We start from the raw sequence: 14499 nt of genomic DNA, 5'->3' as shown, positions 1-14499 counted from the left end.
AGATCTCAGCGACGCGGGAGACGCGCGAGGCAGGGAGTCTCGTGGTCGGCGCGCAGCACGCAACGCCGGCCGCCGTCCAGCTTGCGGTCGCAGAACACCCAATGGCGTACGGACTGGTCGTGCTCCGTCGACACGGTGATCCCGCCCAGCTCCACCACCGCGAGGAACGCCAACGACCGGCCGGCCGTGCGACCGAGCATCTTCGCCCAGGCCAGGTCCGCCGCGCGCACCGGCAGATGGATCACGTACCGCCCGGTCACGGCCGCCCGGCCAGGTCGCGCATCGAGGGAGCCTGACGGGACTGCCACTCGCGCAACGCGCCCTTGATCCGCGCCGTCTCGTCCCGGCTACGTGCGACTTCGGCGTACGCGGCGGCGAGGTCCCCGGCGACGCGGTCGAGGAACGCGGCGACCTCGGCCGGGTCCAGCCCTCGCCGGCACGTCCTGAAACTGTGGCCCCGCACCTGCCAGGGCCGGAGCGGAAGGTACGACGCGGAGCGGTAGGCGCCGCCCGGCGCGGAGTCGGGCGGACGCGCGTTCCGCCGCTTCGGACGTATTCGCAGGATGTTGCGCACGACACTGTCCCTTCTCGCCGAGGACGGGGGTCGGGACGAGCCACGGGGGATGCCCGCCCCGACCCTGGAAGCTCCAGGTGCCATCCGGGAGCGTTCGTCAGCAACCTACAATCGGTACCAGTCGTAGGTCAACGATCCACCCACAATTGCTTGAGGTTGGAGGTGGGTGCATGGTCGAATGGGCATGCCATCCGGGGAGTGTGTATGCCCAAGCAGCAGTACCAAGTGCTCGCAGACGAACTGAAGAGCAAGATCGATTCGGGAGAGTGGCCACCCGGCACCAAGCTGCCGAGCCGCGCCCAACTGTGCAAGGAATACGGCGTCTCCGACACGGTCGTCGGCAAGGCGATGATGATCCTGCGCGCGACCGGCCTCACCGAGACGCTCGAAGGTGTCGGCGTGTTCGTGGCCGAACGGACCTAGACGAGCCGCCCGAGCCGCATTGTGCAGTCTGCAGTTCGGCCCCGGACGCGGTGCGTGCGTGGCAGCGGTAGCCTCACCGGCGTGCGAGTACGTGTCGAACAGACCGCCCTGCCCGGGATCGGCGTACGTCATGATCTGATGACGGAGTCCGGCCGCCGGCTCGGCGTGGTCTCCCACCGCAATGGCCGCCGCGACCTGGTCCTATACGACCCGGACGATCCCGACTCCTGCCAACATGACATACCCCTGACCGACGACGAGGCGGAGGCGCTCGCCGACATCCTCGGCGCGTCGCTGATGCTGGGTCAGCTCTCCGGTCTGCGCGAGCAGGCCGCCGGGCTGCTGACCGAGCAGATCGCCATCCCGGCGGGGTCGAAGTACGTCGGCAGGCGGCTCGCGGACACCAAGGCACGCACCCGGACCAGCGCGTCGATCGTGGCCGTGCTGCGTCAGGGCGCCGTGAACGTCTCGCCCGATCCCACCTTCCGGTTCGAAGCCGGCGATGTGGTCGTCGTGGTCGGTACCCGTCAGGGGCTCGACGGCGTGACCGCGATCCTCGCCGAGACCGATCCGGACGGCTGACGCGTATGCACGAAACCACAATCCTGCTCATCGAAGTCGGTGCGCTGCTGCTCCTGCTCGGCCTGCTCGGCCGGCTGAGCCGTCGCTTCGGCGTGTCGCCCATCCCCCTGTACCTGCTCGCCGGCCTGGCGTTCGGGCACGGTGGTCTGCTGCCGCTCAACGCCAGCGAGGAGTTCTTCGCGGTCGGCGCCGAGATCGGCGTGATCCTGCTGCTGGTCATGCTCGGCCTGGAGTACAGCGCGAACGAGCTGGTGGGCAACCTCCGGTCCGCCGCGCCGGCCGGCCTGATCGACGCGGTGTTCAACGCGCTGCCCGGGTTCGCCTTCGCGCTCCTGCTCGGCTGGGGCTGGGTGGCGGCGGTGGTGCTCGCGGGCGTGACCTGGGTGTCGTCGTCCGGCGTGATCGCGAAGGTGCTCGGCGACCTGGGCCGGGTCGGTAACCGGGAGACCCCGGTGATCCTCTCCGTCCTGGTGATCGAGGACCTGGCGATGGCCCTCTACCTGCCGCTGGTCACCGCGCTGCTCGCCGGGGTCGGCCTGATGAAGGGCGGCATCGCGCTCGCCGTCGCGGTGTTCACAGTGGTCGTCGTGCTGGCCGTGGCGATCCGGTACGGCCACCTGATCTCCGCCGCGCTCTCCGCCAAGGATCCGGAGGCGCTGCTGCTCGGCGTGCTCGGCCTGACCCTGCTGGTCGCCGGTGTCGCGGCCAAGCTCCAGGTGTCGGCGGCGGTCGGCGCGTTCCTGGTGGGCATCGCGCTGTCCGGGCCGGTGGCGCACCACGCCACCGAGCTGCTCTCCCCGCTGCGTGATCTGTTCGCCGCGGTCTTCTTCGTGTTCTTCGGGCTGGTCACCAACCCGTTGGACATGCCGCCGGTGCTGCTGCCCGCGCTGCTGCTCGCAGTGGTGACCATGGCGACGAAGGTGGCCACCGGCTACCTGGCCGCCCGCCGGGCCGGGATCGCCGAGCCCGGACGCTGGCGGGCCGGCCTGGCGCTGACCCCGCGCGGCGAGTTCTCCATCGTCATCGCCGGGCTGGCCGTCGCGGCCGTCTACCCGGTGGAGCCGAAGCTCGCCGCGCTCGCCACCGCGTACGTGTTGATCACGGTGGTGACCGGGCCGCTGCTCGCCCGCCTGCCGGACAGCCCGTGGTTCAAGCAGTGGCTGCGCACCCGCGCCGCCGCCGCACGGCCGCCCGCGCCGCTGCCCCTGGGCACCGGCGACTGATCGGGCCGGGCCGGATCAGCCGCAGGGCAGATCCGGCCCGGCGTTGTCAAATTGATCCCGGGAAGGTCTACCCCTGCTCCGTCCAACCGCGTTAACGTTTCGGCCCAGCAGCCAGGGTCCGCGGGTGGCCTGCGCCCCCGCCAGCGCAAGCGGAAGGTCGGCCGGTGAGCGTGCAGGAAGAGACGTTCCGCGGCTTCGCCAACCCGGTCGATCCCTCGCCCGCCGAGCTTCGGGCGTGGGCCTATCAACCGGATTCGGTGCCGCTGACCTCGATGCCGCCGGACTGGGATCTGCTGGTCGCCGGTGACCATCTGGTGCAGACGCTGTTCGATCTGGCCATGGATCAGGGCTGCCCGGCGCGGCGGTTCACGCTGCACTGCCTCTACATCTACGCCGCCGACGGCATCCGGACGAACTTCCGCGCCCACCCCAAGCGCCGGTTCCGCAAGCTGGTCGAGCAGGCCGAGAAGTCCGGCGACGACCTGATGCGCAACTGGGCGCACAACAGCCGGGTGCTGCTCGCCCGGCCGGATCTCTTCGTCTACCGCGACTGGTGCGAGGGCGGCCTGGTCCGCGAGAACCGCCGCCTCTGACGACTCGACCCGCCCACGTCGACCTCGCTGGCCACGTCGACCCGACGGCCTGGTCGATCATGAACTTGGCGGTATTTGGTGTCCGGTTTGTCGCCGCCAACTTCATGATCGACCGCGAGGGCGGGTGGGTGGTGCCCGCCCGGAGCAGCCCAGCATCCCGGCCGGCCCTGCAGAACACGAACGGGCCGGGATCCCCCGTGGATCCCGGCCCGCACGTCGGCGGATCGTCTAGGTCGACCCGCCCTGCTTCTTGCGCCGCTCGTCGTCCCGCGCCCGGTCCACGCCGTGGTCCGTCTGGTCGGCGAAGCGCCCTTCCTTGACCTTGTCGCTGAAGCGTCCCTCGGTGACCCGGTCGAACCGCTCGCGCACGTTCTCGGCCACCTTCTCCAGCCGTTCCTCCGCGCGCTCGGCCACCTTCTTCGCCGGTTCCGTCATGACTCCCCCCGCCAGCCCGGAATCCGCTTTGGGGCTTTTGCCCCCTACGGAAAAGCCTAGTTGACCCCGCTCTGCCGTACCCCGCTTTCCCCTGACCCGGCCCGCGAACCGACCGGGGAACGACGAAGGCCGGCGCGGCCCCGGGGGAGCGGGGCGCGCCGGCCTTCAGGTACGGAATCAGCGGTCGGGAGCGCGGCGCGGACGCCAGACGACGAGCGCGGTGGATGTGCGGTTGGTGGGCACGAGGTCGCCGCGGGGGAAGCCGCCGAGCGACTCCAGCTCGGCGATCCGCCGGTACGCGGCGTCCAGTTCCGCCTCCAGCCGGGCCACCCGCTGCTGCGCCTCTTCGAGCAGCCGCTCCAACCCGATGATCCGCTTGACCCCGGCCAGGTTGATCCCGTCGTCCTGGCTGAGCCGCTGCACCTCGCGGAGCAGCACCACGTCCCGGACGCTGTACCGGCGACCGCCGCCGGACGCCCGGCCGGCCTGCACCAGGCCCAGCCGGTCGTACTGGCGCAGCGTCTGGGGGTGCATCCCCGCCATCCGCGCGGCCACCGAGATCATCAAGACCTTGGCCTCGTATGCCTGGTCACCCGAGCCGACGTACTCCTCCGACATGCCCGCTCACCTCCGGTGCCGCCGTCAACTGAATCGACGTACCCGCGCGTCGAGATGTTCCCGCGCGGCGGGCGGAGTCTGCGCCGCGAAGGTCTCCAGCGCCGCCCGCGCCTCGTCCGAGACCTTCGCCGGAACCACCACGTCGAGCGTGACCAGCAGGTCACCGGCGCGGCCGTCCTTGCGTACGACGCCCTTGCCGCGGGCGCGCAGCACCCGCCCGCTGGGCGTACCCGGTGGCACCCGCAGGGTCACCGTCCCGTCCAGGGTCGGCACGCGCAGGTCCGTGCCGAGAACCGCCTCGGCGTACGTGATCGGGACGTTCAGGGTCAGGTCGTCCCCGGTGCGCCCGAACAGCTCGTCCGGGCGGACCTTCACCTGCACGAACAGGTCGCCCGCCGGACCGCCCCGCTCGCCGGGCTCACCTCGGCCGGCCAGGCGGATCCGCTGCCCGTCCGACACCCCGGCGGGGAAGCGGACGTGCAGCGTGCGGGTCTTGGTGACCCCGCCGGTGCCGTGGCACTCCGGGCACTTCTCCTCGACGATCGTGCCGACACCCTGGCAGTTGCGGCACGGCTCGGAGAAACTGAACGAACCCTGGTTGCGGGTGGTCACGCCGGCACCGTGGCAGACCGGGCAGGTCACCGGCTGGGTGCCGGGCTTCGCGCCGTTGCCGTGGCAGGTGTCGCAGACGCCGGGCGCGCGCAGCGTCAGCGGCAGCGTGACGCCGCGTACCGCGTCTTCGAAGTCGAGCGCCACCTCGGTCTCGACGTCCCGGCCGCGGGCCGGGCCGCGCGGACGTGCCGGACCGCCGCCACCTGCACCGCCGGAGAAGATCGAGCTGAACAGGTCGGTGAAGCCGCCGCCGCTGAACCGGCTGTCCCCACCCCCGGCGCCGCCGCCGAACAGGTCGGAGACGTCGAACGGCATGCCGCCCGGCTGGCCCGCACCGCGGGCGCTGCGCCGGAAGGCGCCGGAGCCGAACAGCGAGCGCATCTCGTCGTACTCGCGGCGCTTCTTCTCGTCACCGAGCACCGCGTACGCCTCGGAGACGGTCTTGAACCGCTCCTCGGCGCCGGTGTCGCCGGGGTTGTGGTCCGGGTGCGACTCCCGGGCCAACTTGCGGTACGCCTTCTTGATCTCGTCCGAGGAGGCGGACTTGTCCACGCCCAACGCGGCGTAGTAGTCCTTCTCGATCCAGTCCTTGGAACTCACCGGTCCACCCCCTTCCACGGGTCGAACCCCGGTCGTCCCGCCCGCCCGGTGCGGGCGGGCGGGACGTCACGGGTCGGCACTACTCCGGGTCCGCGACCGCGACCATGGCGGGCCGCAGCAGCCGCTCGCCGAGCTGGTAACCACGGCGCATGACCTGGACGCAGGTCGGCTCCGTCACGTCGGCGGAGGTCTGGTGCGCCACCGCCTCGTGCCGGGTCGGGTCGAACGGGTCACCCGTCTCACCGAACGCGGTCAGGCCGAACTTCGCGAGCGCGCCGGTGAGCTGCTCGGCCACGCTGCCGAACGGTCCCACCAGGTCGCCGTGCTCACGGGCCCGGTCCAGGTCGTCGAGGATCGGCAGCAGCGCGGTGAGCACCGCCCCGGTGGCCTGCTCCTGAACCAGGTTGCGGTCCCGGTCGACCCGCTTGCGGTAGTTGGCGTACTCCGCGGTCACCCGCTGGAGGTCGCGGGTGCGCTCCTCCAGGTCGGTGCGGAGCGACTCCAGCTCGGCGCCGAGCGGCGCGTCCGGGCCGGTCCCGCCGTTCGGCTCGGCGGGCGAGTCGACCACGGTCGGACCGCTGACCTCGGCCTCGCCGCCGATCTCGTCGACCACGACCTCGGCCTCCTCGACCAGCCCTTCGGCGGGCGCGTCGGCGGCCGCGTCGGCCGCCGAAGCGTCGTTCGCCGGCTGCTCGGTCACCTTGCCGAGCTTGCGCTTGTCGCGGATGACGACCCGAGGTTCGTCGCCGGTGTCCTTGCCGGCGCCCGGCGCCGACCCGGTGGCACCCGGGCCGGCCGCTCGTGGCTTGTCCGTCATGCGGTTACCTCATCCCTCTGCCGTGCGAATCGTGTCCGGGACCGGATGTCACTTCTTGTCCTCGTCCACGATCTCCGCGTCGACCACGTCGTCGTCGCCACCGGCCTTCGGGCCACCGGCCGCACCCGCGCCGGCACCCGGCCCGGCCGCACCCGGTGCGGTCTGCTCGCCCTCCTGCTGCTGGGCGTAGAGCAGCGAGCCCGCCTGCTGGGAGACCTGCGCCAGCTTCTCGTGCGCGGACTTGATCTTCTCGATGTCCTGCCCGCCGAGGGCGCTGCGCAGCTCGCCGAGCGCCTCGTTGAGCTGGTCACGGTTCTCGCCGGGCAGCTTGTCGCCGCTCTCGGCGAGGAACTTCTCGGTCTGCCACTGGAGCGCCTCGGCCACGTTGCGGGTCTCGGCCTCCTCACGGCGGCGCTTGTCCTCGTCGGCGTGCTCCTCGGCGTCCCGGCGCATCCGCTCGATGTCGTCCTTCGGCAGCGAGGAGCCGCCGGTGATCGTCATCTTCTGCTCCTTGCCGGTGCCCAGGTCCTTGGCGTGCACGTTCACGATGCCGTTGGCGTCGATGTCGAACGTGACCTCGATCTGCGGCACGCCGCGCGGGGCCGGCGGGAGACCGGTCAGCTCGAAGGTGCCGAGCTTCTTGTTGTAGGCGGCGATGTCCCGCTCGCCCTGGAACACCTGGATCAGCACCGACGGCTGGTTGTCGTCGGCCGTGGTGAACACCTCGGAGCGCTTGGTCGGGATGGTGGTGTTGCGCTCGATGAGCTTGGTGAAGATGCCGCCCTTGGTCTCGATGCCCAGGCTCAGCGGGGTCACGTCGAGCAGCAGGACGTCCTTGACCTCGCCCTTGAGCACACCGGCCTGGAGCGCGGCGCCGACGGCGACGACCTCGTCCGGGTTGACGCCCTTGTTCGGGTCGCGGCCGGTGAGCTGCTTGACCAGGTCGGTCACGGCCGGCATGCGGGTCGAGCCGCCGACCAGGATGACGTGGTCGACGTCGGAGATCTTGATGCCGGCGTCCTTGACGGCCTGCTCGAACGGGCCCTTGCAGCGGTCCAGCAGGTCCTGCGTCATGCGCTGGAACTCGGCGCGGCTGAGCGTCACGTCCAGGTGCAGCGGGCCGGCCGAGCCGGCGGTGATGTACGGCAGGTTGATGTTGCTGGTGGTCGCGGCGGACAGCTCGATCTTGGCCTTCTCGGCGGCCTCCTTGAGCCGCTGCATGGCCATCTTGTCCTGCGAGAGGTCGATGCCGTGCTCGCCGCGGAACGTCTTCACCAGGTGGTCGATGATGCGCTGGTCCCAGTCGTCACCACCGAGCTGGTTGTCACCGCTGGTGGACTTGACCTCCACCACGCCCTCGGCCAGCTCCAGCAGGGACACGTCGAAGGTGCCGCCACCGAGGTCGAAGACCAGGACGGTCTGCTCCTTGGAGCCCTTGTCCAGGCCGTACGCCAGGGCCGCCGCGGTCGGCTCGTTCACGATCCGCAGCACGTTGAAGCCGGCGATCTCACCGGCCTCCTTGGTGGCCTGGCGCTGCCCGTCGTTGAAGTAGGCCGGGACGGTGATCACCGCGTCGGTGATCTGCTCGCCCAGGTACGCCTCGGCGTCCCGCTTGAGCTTCATCAGCGTGCGCGCCGAGATCTCCTGCGGGGTGTACTTCTTGCCGTCGATGTCGACGGTCCAGTTGGTGCCGATCTCACGCTTGACCGACCGGATGGTCCGGTCGGGGTTGGTCACCGCCTGGCGCTTGGCGACCTCACCGACGAGCACCTCGCCGTTGCGGGCGAACGCGACGATCGAGGGAGTCGTACGCGAGCCCTCGGCGTTGGCGATGACGGTGGGCTCACCGCCCTCGAGAACGCTGACGCAGGAGTTCGTCGTGCCGAGGTCGATGCCGACCGCACGTGCCATGTTCGCTTCCTCGCTTCATAACGGGTGAGCAGGTCAGACGGCCTGCCCGGCGGGTCGCCCGGAAGCGACCGCACCACAAGTTGAGTGAACTTGACTCAATAGTGCCACGCGATCGCCAATCCGCAAGTCGGGGTTGAGCCGACCCGGCGCAACCCGACCGTTACTACTGTCCGGTTGTCTTACCTTGCGTCGGTCGGGCACGCTTTAGCGGTGACGACGCATGGCGATTCCGCCACCCGTGCCGGCGCGCCCGCCGTCGCAGCCCGCACCGGAGCCACCACGGGCGACGACCAGCCTGCTCACGCCGCCGACGGCCTGCCCGCCGCGCTCACCGGCCTGCGCGCGGCGATCGGTGCGGCCCGCTTCCCGCTCGCCCTGCCCTCGGCCGAGCCGGCCCGGCACGCCGCAACGAGCCTCACCGACCAGCTCGACGACTACCTGCTGCCCCGGCTGGCCCGGCTCGACGCCCCGCTCCTGGTGGTCGTCGGCGGTTCCACCGGCGCCGGCAAGTCGACGCTCGTCAACAGCCTGGTCCAGGCGCGGGTCAGCGCGACGGGCGTGCTCCGCCCCACCACCCGCTCCCCGGTGCTGGTGTGCAGCCCGACCGACGCGGCCTGGTTCCGGCAGGGTGAGCTGCTGCCCGGTCTGACCCGGACCACCGAGCCCAGCGAGCAGCCGGGCACCCTGCACCTGGTCACCGCGCCGGCGCTGCCGCCCGGCCTGGCCTTCCTCGACGCGCCCGACATCGACTCGGTGGTCGACGCCAACCGGGCGCTCGCCGGTCAGCTGCTCGCCGCCGCCGACCTCTGGCTGTTCGTCACCACCGCCGCCCGGTACGCCGACGCCGTCCCCTGGGAACTGCTCCGCAGCGCCCGCGCCCGGGGCACCGCCGTGGCGATGGTGCTCGACCGGGTGCCCCCGGAGGCAGCCGACGAGGTCGCCGCCCACCTGTCCGAGATGCTCGCCGAGCAGGAGCTGGGCGCCTCGCCGCTGTTCGTGCTGCCGGAGACCTGGGTGGACGGGCAGGGACTGCTGCCGGACCGGATCACCGCGCCGCTGAGCGACTGGTTCGCCCGGCTCGCCGCCGACGCCGAGGCCCGCGCCGCGGTGGTCCGGCAGACACTCGACGGCGCGCTGGCCGCGGTGCACCCGGTCGTCGAAGGGCTGGCCGAGGCCGCCGACGAGCAGGTCACCGCCGCCGACGCGCTGGACGAGCGGGTCCAGGCCGCGTACCGGAGCGCGGAGCGGAGCGTCGACCAGGGGCTCAGGGACGGCCGGCTGCTGCGCGGCGAGGTGCTGGCCCGCTGGCAGGAGTTCATCGGCACCGGCGACTTCTTCCGCGGGCTGGAGGCCCGCATCGGGCGCCTGCGCGACCGGGTGGTCGCGGCGGTCACCGGGCGGCCCGCTCCCGCCGCTGAACTGCGTACCGCGATCGAGTCCCAGCTCGTCACGCTGCTGCGCGGGGTGGCCGCCGAGGCGGCGGAGAACGCGTACACCGGCTGGAAGGCGCACCCGGCGGGCGCGGCGCTGCTGGAGCCGGACCTGGCCCACCCCTCGGCCGACCTGCCCGAGCGGGCCGAGCAGCTGGTCCGCGACTGGCAGCGCGGCGTGCTGGAGCTGGTCCGGGTCGAGGGCGGCGACCGGCGGTTCGTGGCCCGTACGGCCGCGTACGCGGTGAACGCCACCGGCCTCGCCGTCATGATCGGCGTGTTCGCCTCCACCGCGTTCATCCCGACCGGGCTGGAGGTCGCCGCGGGCACCGGCACGGCGGTCGCCGGGCAGACCGTGCTCCAGGCGATCTTCGGTGACCAGGCGGTACGAAACCTGGCCCGCAAGGCCCGGGTCGACCTGCTCGACCGGGTCGGCAAGCTGCTGGCCGAGGAGGCCGGGCGCTACCTGAGCCGCACCGAGGCCGAGCGCCCCGCAGCCAACGCCGGTGCGGCGCTTCGCTGGGCCGCCGTCGAGGTCGAGCGGGCCCGGCACCGCAGCGGCCTGTTCCCGGCCCCCGAGCAGGACGGTCGCCCGTGAGCGCGAGGAGTGAGCCGGTCCTGCGAGCCCCGCAGTCGCGAGCAAGGAACGCACCGTGAGCGCGAGCAAGGACGGCACCGTGGGCAACATCGTGGGACGGATGCGCGAGGCGATGCGGGGCGAGCCGCGGGTCGACCCGGACACCCTGATCGAACGGCTGACCGCGATCCAGCGGTTCCTCGGCGCGGTGGACGGCCACGTGCCCGACGCCCAGCTCGTCGCCGCGCACACGGTGGTCGAGCGCGCCGGTGACCGGCTCGCGCTCTCCGGCCGCCACACGGTGGTCGCGCTCGCCGGCGCGACCGGCAGCGGCAAGTCGAGCCTGTTCAACTCGCTGGCGCGGCTCGACCTGTCGCCGGTGGGCGTACGCCGGCCGACCACCGGTGTGGCGCACGCCTGCGTGTGGGGCCCGCTCGACGGCGCGGTCCGGCTGCTCGACTGGGTCGGGGTGCTGCCCCGGCACCGGTTCGTCCGGGAGAGCCCGCTGGACGCCGACGACGAGTCGAACCTGCACGGCCTCGTCCTGCTCGACCTGCCCGACTTCGACTCGGTGCAGCACGGCCACCGGCTGGAGGTCGACCGCCTGCTCGGCCTCGTCGACCTCGTGGTCTGGGTGGTCGACCCGCAGAAGTACGCCGACCGCGTGATCCACACCAGCTACCTGCGCGAGTTCCACAGGCACAAGGACGTCACGGTCGTGGTGCTCAACCAGGCCGACCGGCTGCACCCGACCGAGCTGCCGAAGGTCCTCGACGACCTGCGCCGGCTGCTCGACGCCGACGGGCTCGGCGGGGTGCCGCTGCTGCCCACCGTCGCGGTGGACCCGAACGGGCTGGAAGGGCTGCGGACCGAGCTGGAGCGTACGGTCGCCGAACGGCAGGCCGCCTTGCGCCGGCTCTCCGGCGACGTGGACGCCGTGGTGGCCGATCTCGAACCGCTCGTGGGGCCGGAGCCGCCGCGCACCCGGCCCGGTGACGCCTCGGCGCAGGAGCTGACCCGGGCACTGGCCGGGGCGGCCGGGGTGCCGACCGTGGCGGCGGCGGTCGAGGGCGCGTACCGGCATCGGGCGGTGAGCAACACCGGCTGGCCGCTGCTGCGGAGCTGGCGCAAGCTGCGGCCGGATCCGCTGCGCCGGCTGCACCTGCCCGGGCGGGATCCGGACGCGCCCGCGGAGAGCCTGGTCGCGGCCACCTCCGTACCCGATCCGACAGCCGCGCAGCGCTCGGCGCTGACGCTGGCGATCCGCGCGGTGGCCGAGCGGTCCGGTAGCGGTCTGCCGGCGCCGTGGCCGACCGCGGTGACCGCCGCGGCCCGGGCCCGGCAGGCCGACCTGCCGGGCGCGCTCGACCACGCGGTCGCCGCGACCGACCTGGGCATGGACCGGCGGCCCGGCTGGTGGCGGGTGGTGGGCGTGCTCCAGTGGCTGGTCACCCTCGCCGCGCTGGCCGGCCTGGTCTGGCTGCTCCTCGGGTACGCGGTGCGCCTGCTCGGCCTGCCGCCGCTCGAACACCCGACGCTCGGTGTGGTGCCCTGGCCCACGGTCCTGCTGCTCGGCGGCCTGCTGGCCGGGCTGCTCGTCGCGGCGGTCACCCGGCCGGTGGTGGGGTGGGCCGCCCGGCGGGCCCGGCGGCGGGCGGAGGAGCGCCTGCTCACCTCGGTGGGCAGCGTCGGGGAGAAGTACGTGCTGGACCCGGTCTGGGCGGTGCTGGCGCGCTACGGCACGGCCCGGGACGCGCTGCGCGAGGCGGGACGGCGCTGAACCCGGCGTGCTGACCGGTGTGGGGGCGGCCGGTGCGGCGTAGGGTCGATGCATGGCCACGCCACAGACCCCCTACGACGCGGTGCTGCACGCCGCGCGCGACGTGACGAGGCTCGACTCGGCCCTGGACGCGGAGATGCTCGGCGCGGCGTTGCTGGGCAGCGTCTACGCCGTCGCGGAGCACGACCGGGAGCGGGCCGTCCGCGAGTTCGTCAGCGGCTTCCTCGCCGCCACGTCCCGGCGCCGCAGCGCCGCCGCGACCACCCTGCGGGCCGTCTTCGCCGCCCTGGTGCCCGACGCCGAGGGCGCCGCCCGGGTCCGGCCCGGCGCGTACGCCCCGTCGTGGGCCGGCCAGCTCGGCCGGGTGCGCGTCACCGGCGCCTGGGCCTACGGCGACGTGTACGGCGACCAGACCTCCTACCTCGCCACGTTCGCGTACGACGACGAGGAGGAAGGCGGCCCGGAGCACGCCCTGGTTGCCCTCGTCGACCACAACATCGGCATCACCAAGGACGTCTTCGTCGGCGGCCCGGCCGGACGGATCGTGGAGCAGGCCCGGGAGATCTGCACCGAGGACGAGTTCACCTGGTTCCGCACCGAGGACCCGGCCCGGATGCACGCCGAGGTGAGCCGCCACCTGGCGGTCACCGACGACCTCGCCGAGCTGCCCGCACAGGGCTCGCTCGCCACCGACCGGGCGCTCGTGGGCGCCCGGCTGGCCGTACTCCCGGGGCCGACCCCGCCGGCCGGTCCGGCGGTCGTGCCGCCGCCCACCGACGAGGAGCGCACCCGCCTGGTGCGCGCGTTCCTCGACTCACCCGAGGCGGCCCGGTTCGGGCTGCCCGAGGTGGCCGACGGCGAGCTGGCCTCGCTGCACTTCTGCCTCGGCCTGCTGCTCGACCACGCGGCCAGCTTCCCGGATGCCGACCCGATGCGGTGGAGCCCGATGGTCGCGGAGCTGTTCCTGCTCGACTGGGTGCACCGCCGGGCCGTGCTGGACATGGACGACGCGGCGATGCTGCCCCGGGTGCTGCGCGCCTGGGCGGCGTACGCGGCCCGGCAGCGTGGGCTGTCACAGTCGGCCGCCGCCCGGACGGACGAGGCGATCACCGAGATGGTCCCGGAGTTCGCGCGGCTCTACAGCACCGGCGAGCGGCGCAGCCCGGCCACCGCGGCGGTGGCCCAGCTCATGGCGGACGGGGTGGACCCGGACGACCCGGAGGCGCTGAACGCCTGGATCGAGGCGAACCGCCACCGTCTCACCGACGACCCGGCCTAGGCACTCGCACCCCGCATTGATCCGGCACCACCTCGTCGAGGTGGCGGCATCCGACCGGCCAGAACCACACCACCACGCCGAGCTGGTGCCGATCATGCAAGACCGACCCCGATCACCTCGCCCCCTCGGTGATCCACACCATCTCGGCGAGGTGGCTGCATCGCGCCGACCGGAACCACACCACCACGCCGTAATGGTGTCGATCATGCAGCCTGCACCCTCCAGACCACCCCGCCCAACACCAGGGAAATGAACCCGGGATCTCGTTGATCCACACCACCTCGGCGAAATGGCGGCATTGGGCCGGCCGGAACCACACCACCACGCCGTAGTGGTATCGATCATGCGCCTGCCATGTCCTGACCACCCCGGCCCGACACGAGTGGGGCATGGCACGGACCTCCTTGATCCACACCAGCTCGGCGAGGTGGCTGCATCGGGCCGGTCGGGACTGCACCACCACGCCGTCATGGTGTCGATCATGTGGCCAGACGTCCCCCGACCGCACCGCTCGACACGAGGGGCACGAACCCGGACACCGTTGATCCACACCATCTCGGCGAGGTGGCTGCATCGGGCCGGTCGGGACTGCACCACCACGCCGGAGTGGTGTGGATCATGAGGTGTGGGAGACCGACGGGCTGGCCGGGCCGGACGGAACAGACGTGGCGGACGGCCCGGCGGAACCCGACGGATCGGCAGGACCGGACGGGTCGGCGGGACCGGACGGATCGGCGGGACCGGACGGGTCGGCGGGACCGGACGGGTCGGCGGGACCGGACGGGTCGGCGGGACCGGACGGGTCGGCGGGACCGGACGGGTCGGCGGGACCGGACGGATCCGATGGGCTGGACGGGTCGGACGAACCTGCCGAGGGTGTCGGCTCGGCGGTCGTGACCGACGGCTCGGGGCTCGGGCTCGGCTCGGGCGTCGGCGTGGCCGGGTCCGACGGCGAGTGCGACGGCGACGGTGAGGGCACCGGCGACGGGCGCGGCGGGCGGACCGGGGTGGGCCGGACCGGCGCGCCCGTCGCCGGTGCCCTCAC

Annotated in this window: 15 protein-coding genes; 7 read left to right on the top strand and 8 right to left on the bottom strand. The window is 72.7% G+C overall.

Annotated features, from left to right (window positions below):
* Positions 1 to 5 precede the first annotated feature (5 nt).
* Both ABD52_RS13905 and ABD52_RS13900 read right to left on the bottom strand, forming a co-directional pair.
* Entirely contained in the window at positions 6 to 260 is a 255-nt protein-coding gene (locus ABD52_RS13905; protein WP_047892087.1) for a hypothetical protein, read from the bottom strand.
* Entirely contained in the window at positions 257 to 574 is a 318-nt protein-coding gene (locus ABD52_RS13900; protein ID WP_030269721.1) for a DivIVA domain-containing protein, read from the bottom strand. Before ABD52_RS13900 ends, ABD52_RS13905 begins: the two co-directional genes overlap by 4 nt.
* A 204-nt stretch (positions 575 to 778) precedes the next feature.
* On the opposite strand from ABD52_RS13900, the gene ABD52_RS13895 reads away from it, so the two are divergent.
* The 4 genes from ABD52_RS13895 to ABD52_RS13880 all read left to right on the top strand — a co-directional run bounded on the left by ABD52_RS13895 (position 779) and on the right by ABD52_RS13880 (position 3395).
* A complete protein-coding gene (locus tag ABD52_RS13895) occupies positions 779 to 997 on the top strand; it encodes a winged helix-turn-helix domain-containing protein (RefSeq protein ID WP_013283372.1) in 219 nt (72 codons plus the stop codon).
* An 81-nt stretch (positions 998 to 1078) separates the two neighbouring features.
* Positions 1079 to 1579: a cation:proton antiporter regulatory subunit gene (locus ABD52_RS13890; RefSeq protein ID WP_047892103.1), complete on the top strand. Its 501-nt coding sequence runs from the start codon at positions 1079 to 1081 to the stop codon at positions 1577 to 1579.
* 5 nt (positions 1580 to 1584) lie between these two features.
* Positions 1585 to 2802 carry a cation:proton antiporter gene (locus ABD52_RS13885; protein WP_013283370.1) on the top strand — a complete coding sequence of 406 codons (1218 nt, stop codon included), beginning with the start codon at positions 1585 to 1587 and terminating at the stop codon, positions 2800 to 2802.
* 164 nt (positions 2803 to 2966) lie between these two features.
* Positions 2967 to 3395, top strand: a complete 429-nt coding sequence (locus tag ABD52_RS13880) for a hypothetical protein (RefSeq protein WP_013473407.1) — start codon at positions 2967 to 2969, stop codon at positions 3393 to 3395.
* 228 nt (positions 3396 to 3623) lie between these two features.
* Here ABD52_RS13880 and ABD52_RS13875 read toward each other — a convergent pair whose 3' ends face one another.
* From ABD52_RS13875 to dnaK, 5 genes are all read right to left on the bottom strand, one after another.
* The gene (locus ABD52_RS13875) at positions 3624 to 3830 is read right to left on the bottom strand and encodes a hypothetical protein (RefSeq protein WP_013283368.1); all 207 of its coding nucleotides are present in this window, start codon (positions 3828 to 3830) and stop codon (positions 3624 to 3626) included.
* A 177-nt stretch (positions 3831 to 4007) separates the two neighbouring features.
* Positions 4008 to 4448 (bottom strand): heat shock protein transcriptional repressor HspR, encoded by a 441-nt coding sequence (locus ABD52_RS13870; RefSeq protein ID WP_013283367.1) that lies wholly within the window; start codon positions 4446 to 4448, stop codon positions 4008 to 4010.
* Between the two features lie 24 nt (positions 4449 to 4472).
* A complete protein-coding gene (dnaJ, locus tag ABD52_RS13865; protein ID WP_047892086.1) occupies positions 4473 to 5660 on the bottom strand; it encodes a molecular chaperone DnaJ in 1188 nt (395 codons plus the stop codon).
* Positions 5661 to 5739: 79 nt separating this feature from the next.
* On the bottom strand, positions 5740 to 6477 hold the full coding sequence (gene grpE, locus ABD52_RS13860; protein ID WP_013283365.1) for a nucleotide exchange factor GrpE: 738 nt from the start codon (positions 6475 to 6477) through the stop codon (positions 5740 to 5742).
* A gap of 48 nt (positions 6478 to 6525) precedes the next feature.
* Positions 6526 to 8388, bottom strand: coding sequence for a molecular chaperone DnaK (gene dnaK / locus ABD52_RS13855; RefSeq protein ID WP_013473404.1), 1863 nt, complete (start codon positions 8386 to 8388; stop codon positions 6526 to 6528).
* 210 nt (positions 8389 to 8598) lie between these two features.
* Here dnaK and ABD52_RS13850 point away from each other — a divergent pair, with 210 nt between their 5' ends.
* Genes ABD52_RS13850 through ABD52_RS13840 form a run of 3 tightly spaced genes read left to right on the top strand, consistent with a single transcriptional unit; the run spans position 8599 to position 13454 of the window.
* Positions 8599 to 10416, top strand: coding sequence for an ABC transporter (locus ABD52_RS13850; RefSeq protein WP_047892085.1), 1818 nt, complete (start codon positions 8599 to 8601; stop codon positions 10414 to 10416).
* A gap of 55 nt (positions 10417 to 10471) precedes the next feature.
* Positions 10472 to 12175 carry a GTPase gene (locus ABD52_RS13845; protein ID WP_047892084.1) on the top strand — a complete coding sequence of 568 codons (1704 nt, stop codon included), beginning with the start codon at positions 10472 to 10474 and terminating at the stop codon, positions 12173 to 12175.
* A 52-nt stretch (positions 12176 to 12227) separates the two neighbouring features.
* The gene (locus tag ABD52_RS13840; protein WP_047892083.1) at positions 12228 to 13454 is read left to right on the top strand and encodes a hypothetical protein; all 1227 of its coding nucleotides are present in this window, start codon (positions 12228 to 12230) and stop codon (positions 13452 to 13454) included.
* Between the two features lie 112 nt (positions 13455 to 13566).
* Here the strand turns inward: ABD52_RS13840 and ABD52_RS13835 are convergent, their stop codons facing one another.
* Entirely contained in the window at positions 13567 to 13917 is a 351-nt protein-coding gene (locus ABD52_RS13835; RefSeq protein ID WP_152748241.1) for a hypothetical protein, read from the bottom strand.
* Positions 13918 to 14499: the final 582 nt, after the last annotated feature.

Source organism: Micromonospora sp. RV43, from assembly GCF_001029515.1.
Taxonomy (GTDB): Bacteria; Actinomycetota; Actinomycetes; order Mycobacteriales; family Micromonosporaceae; genus Micromonospora; species Micromonospora aurantiaca.
The sequence above is the reverse complement of the archived record's forward strand: the minus strand, read 5'-3'. Positions and strand labels throughout refer to the sequence as shown.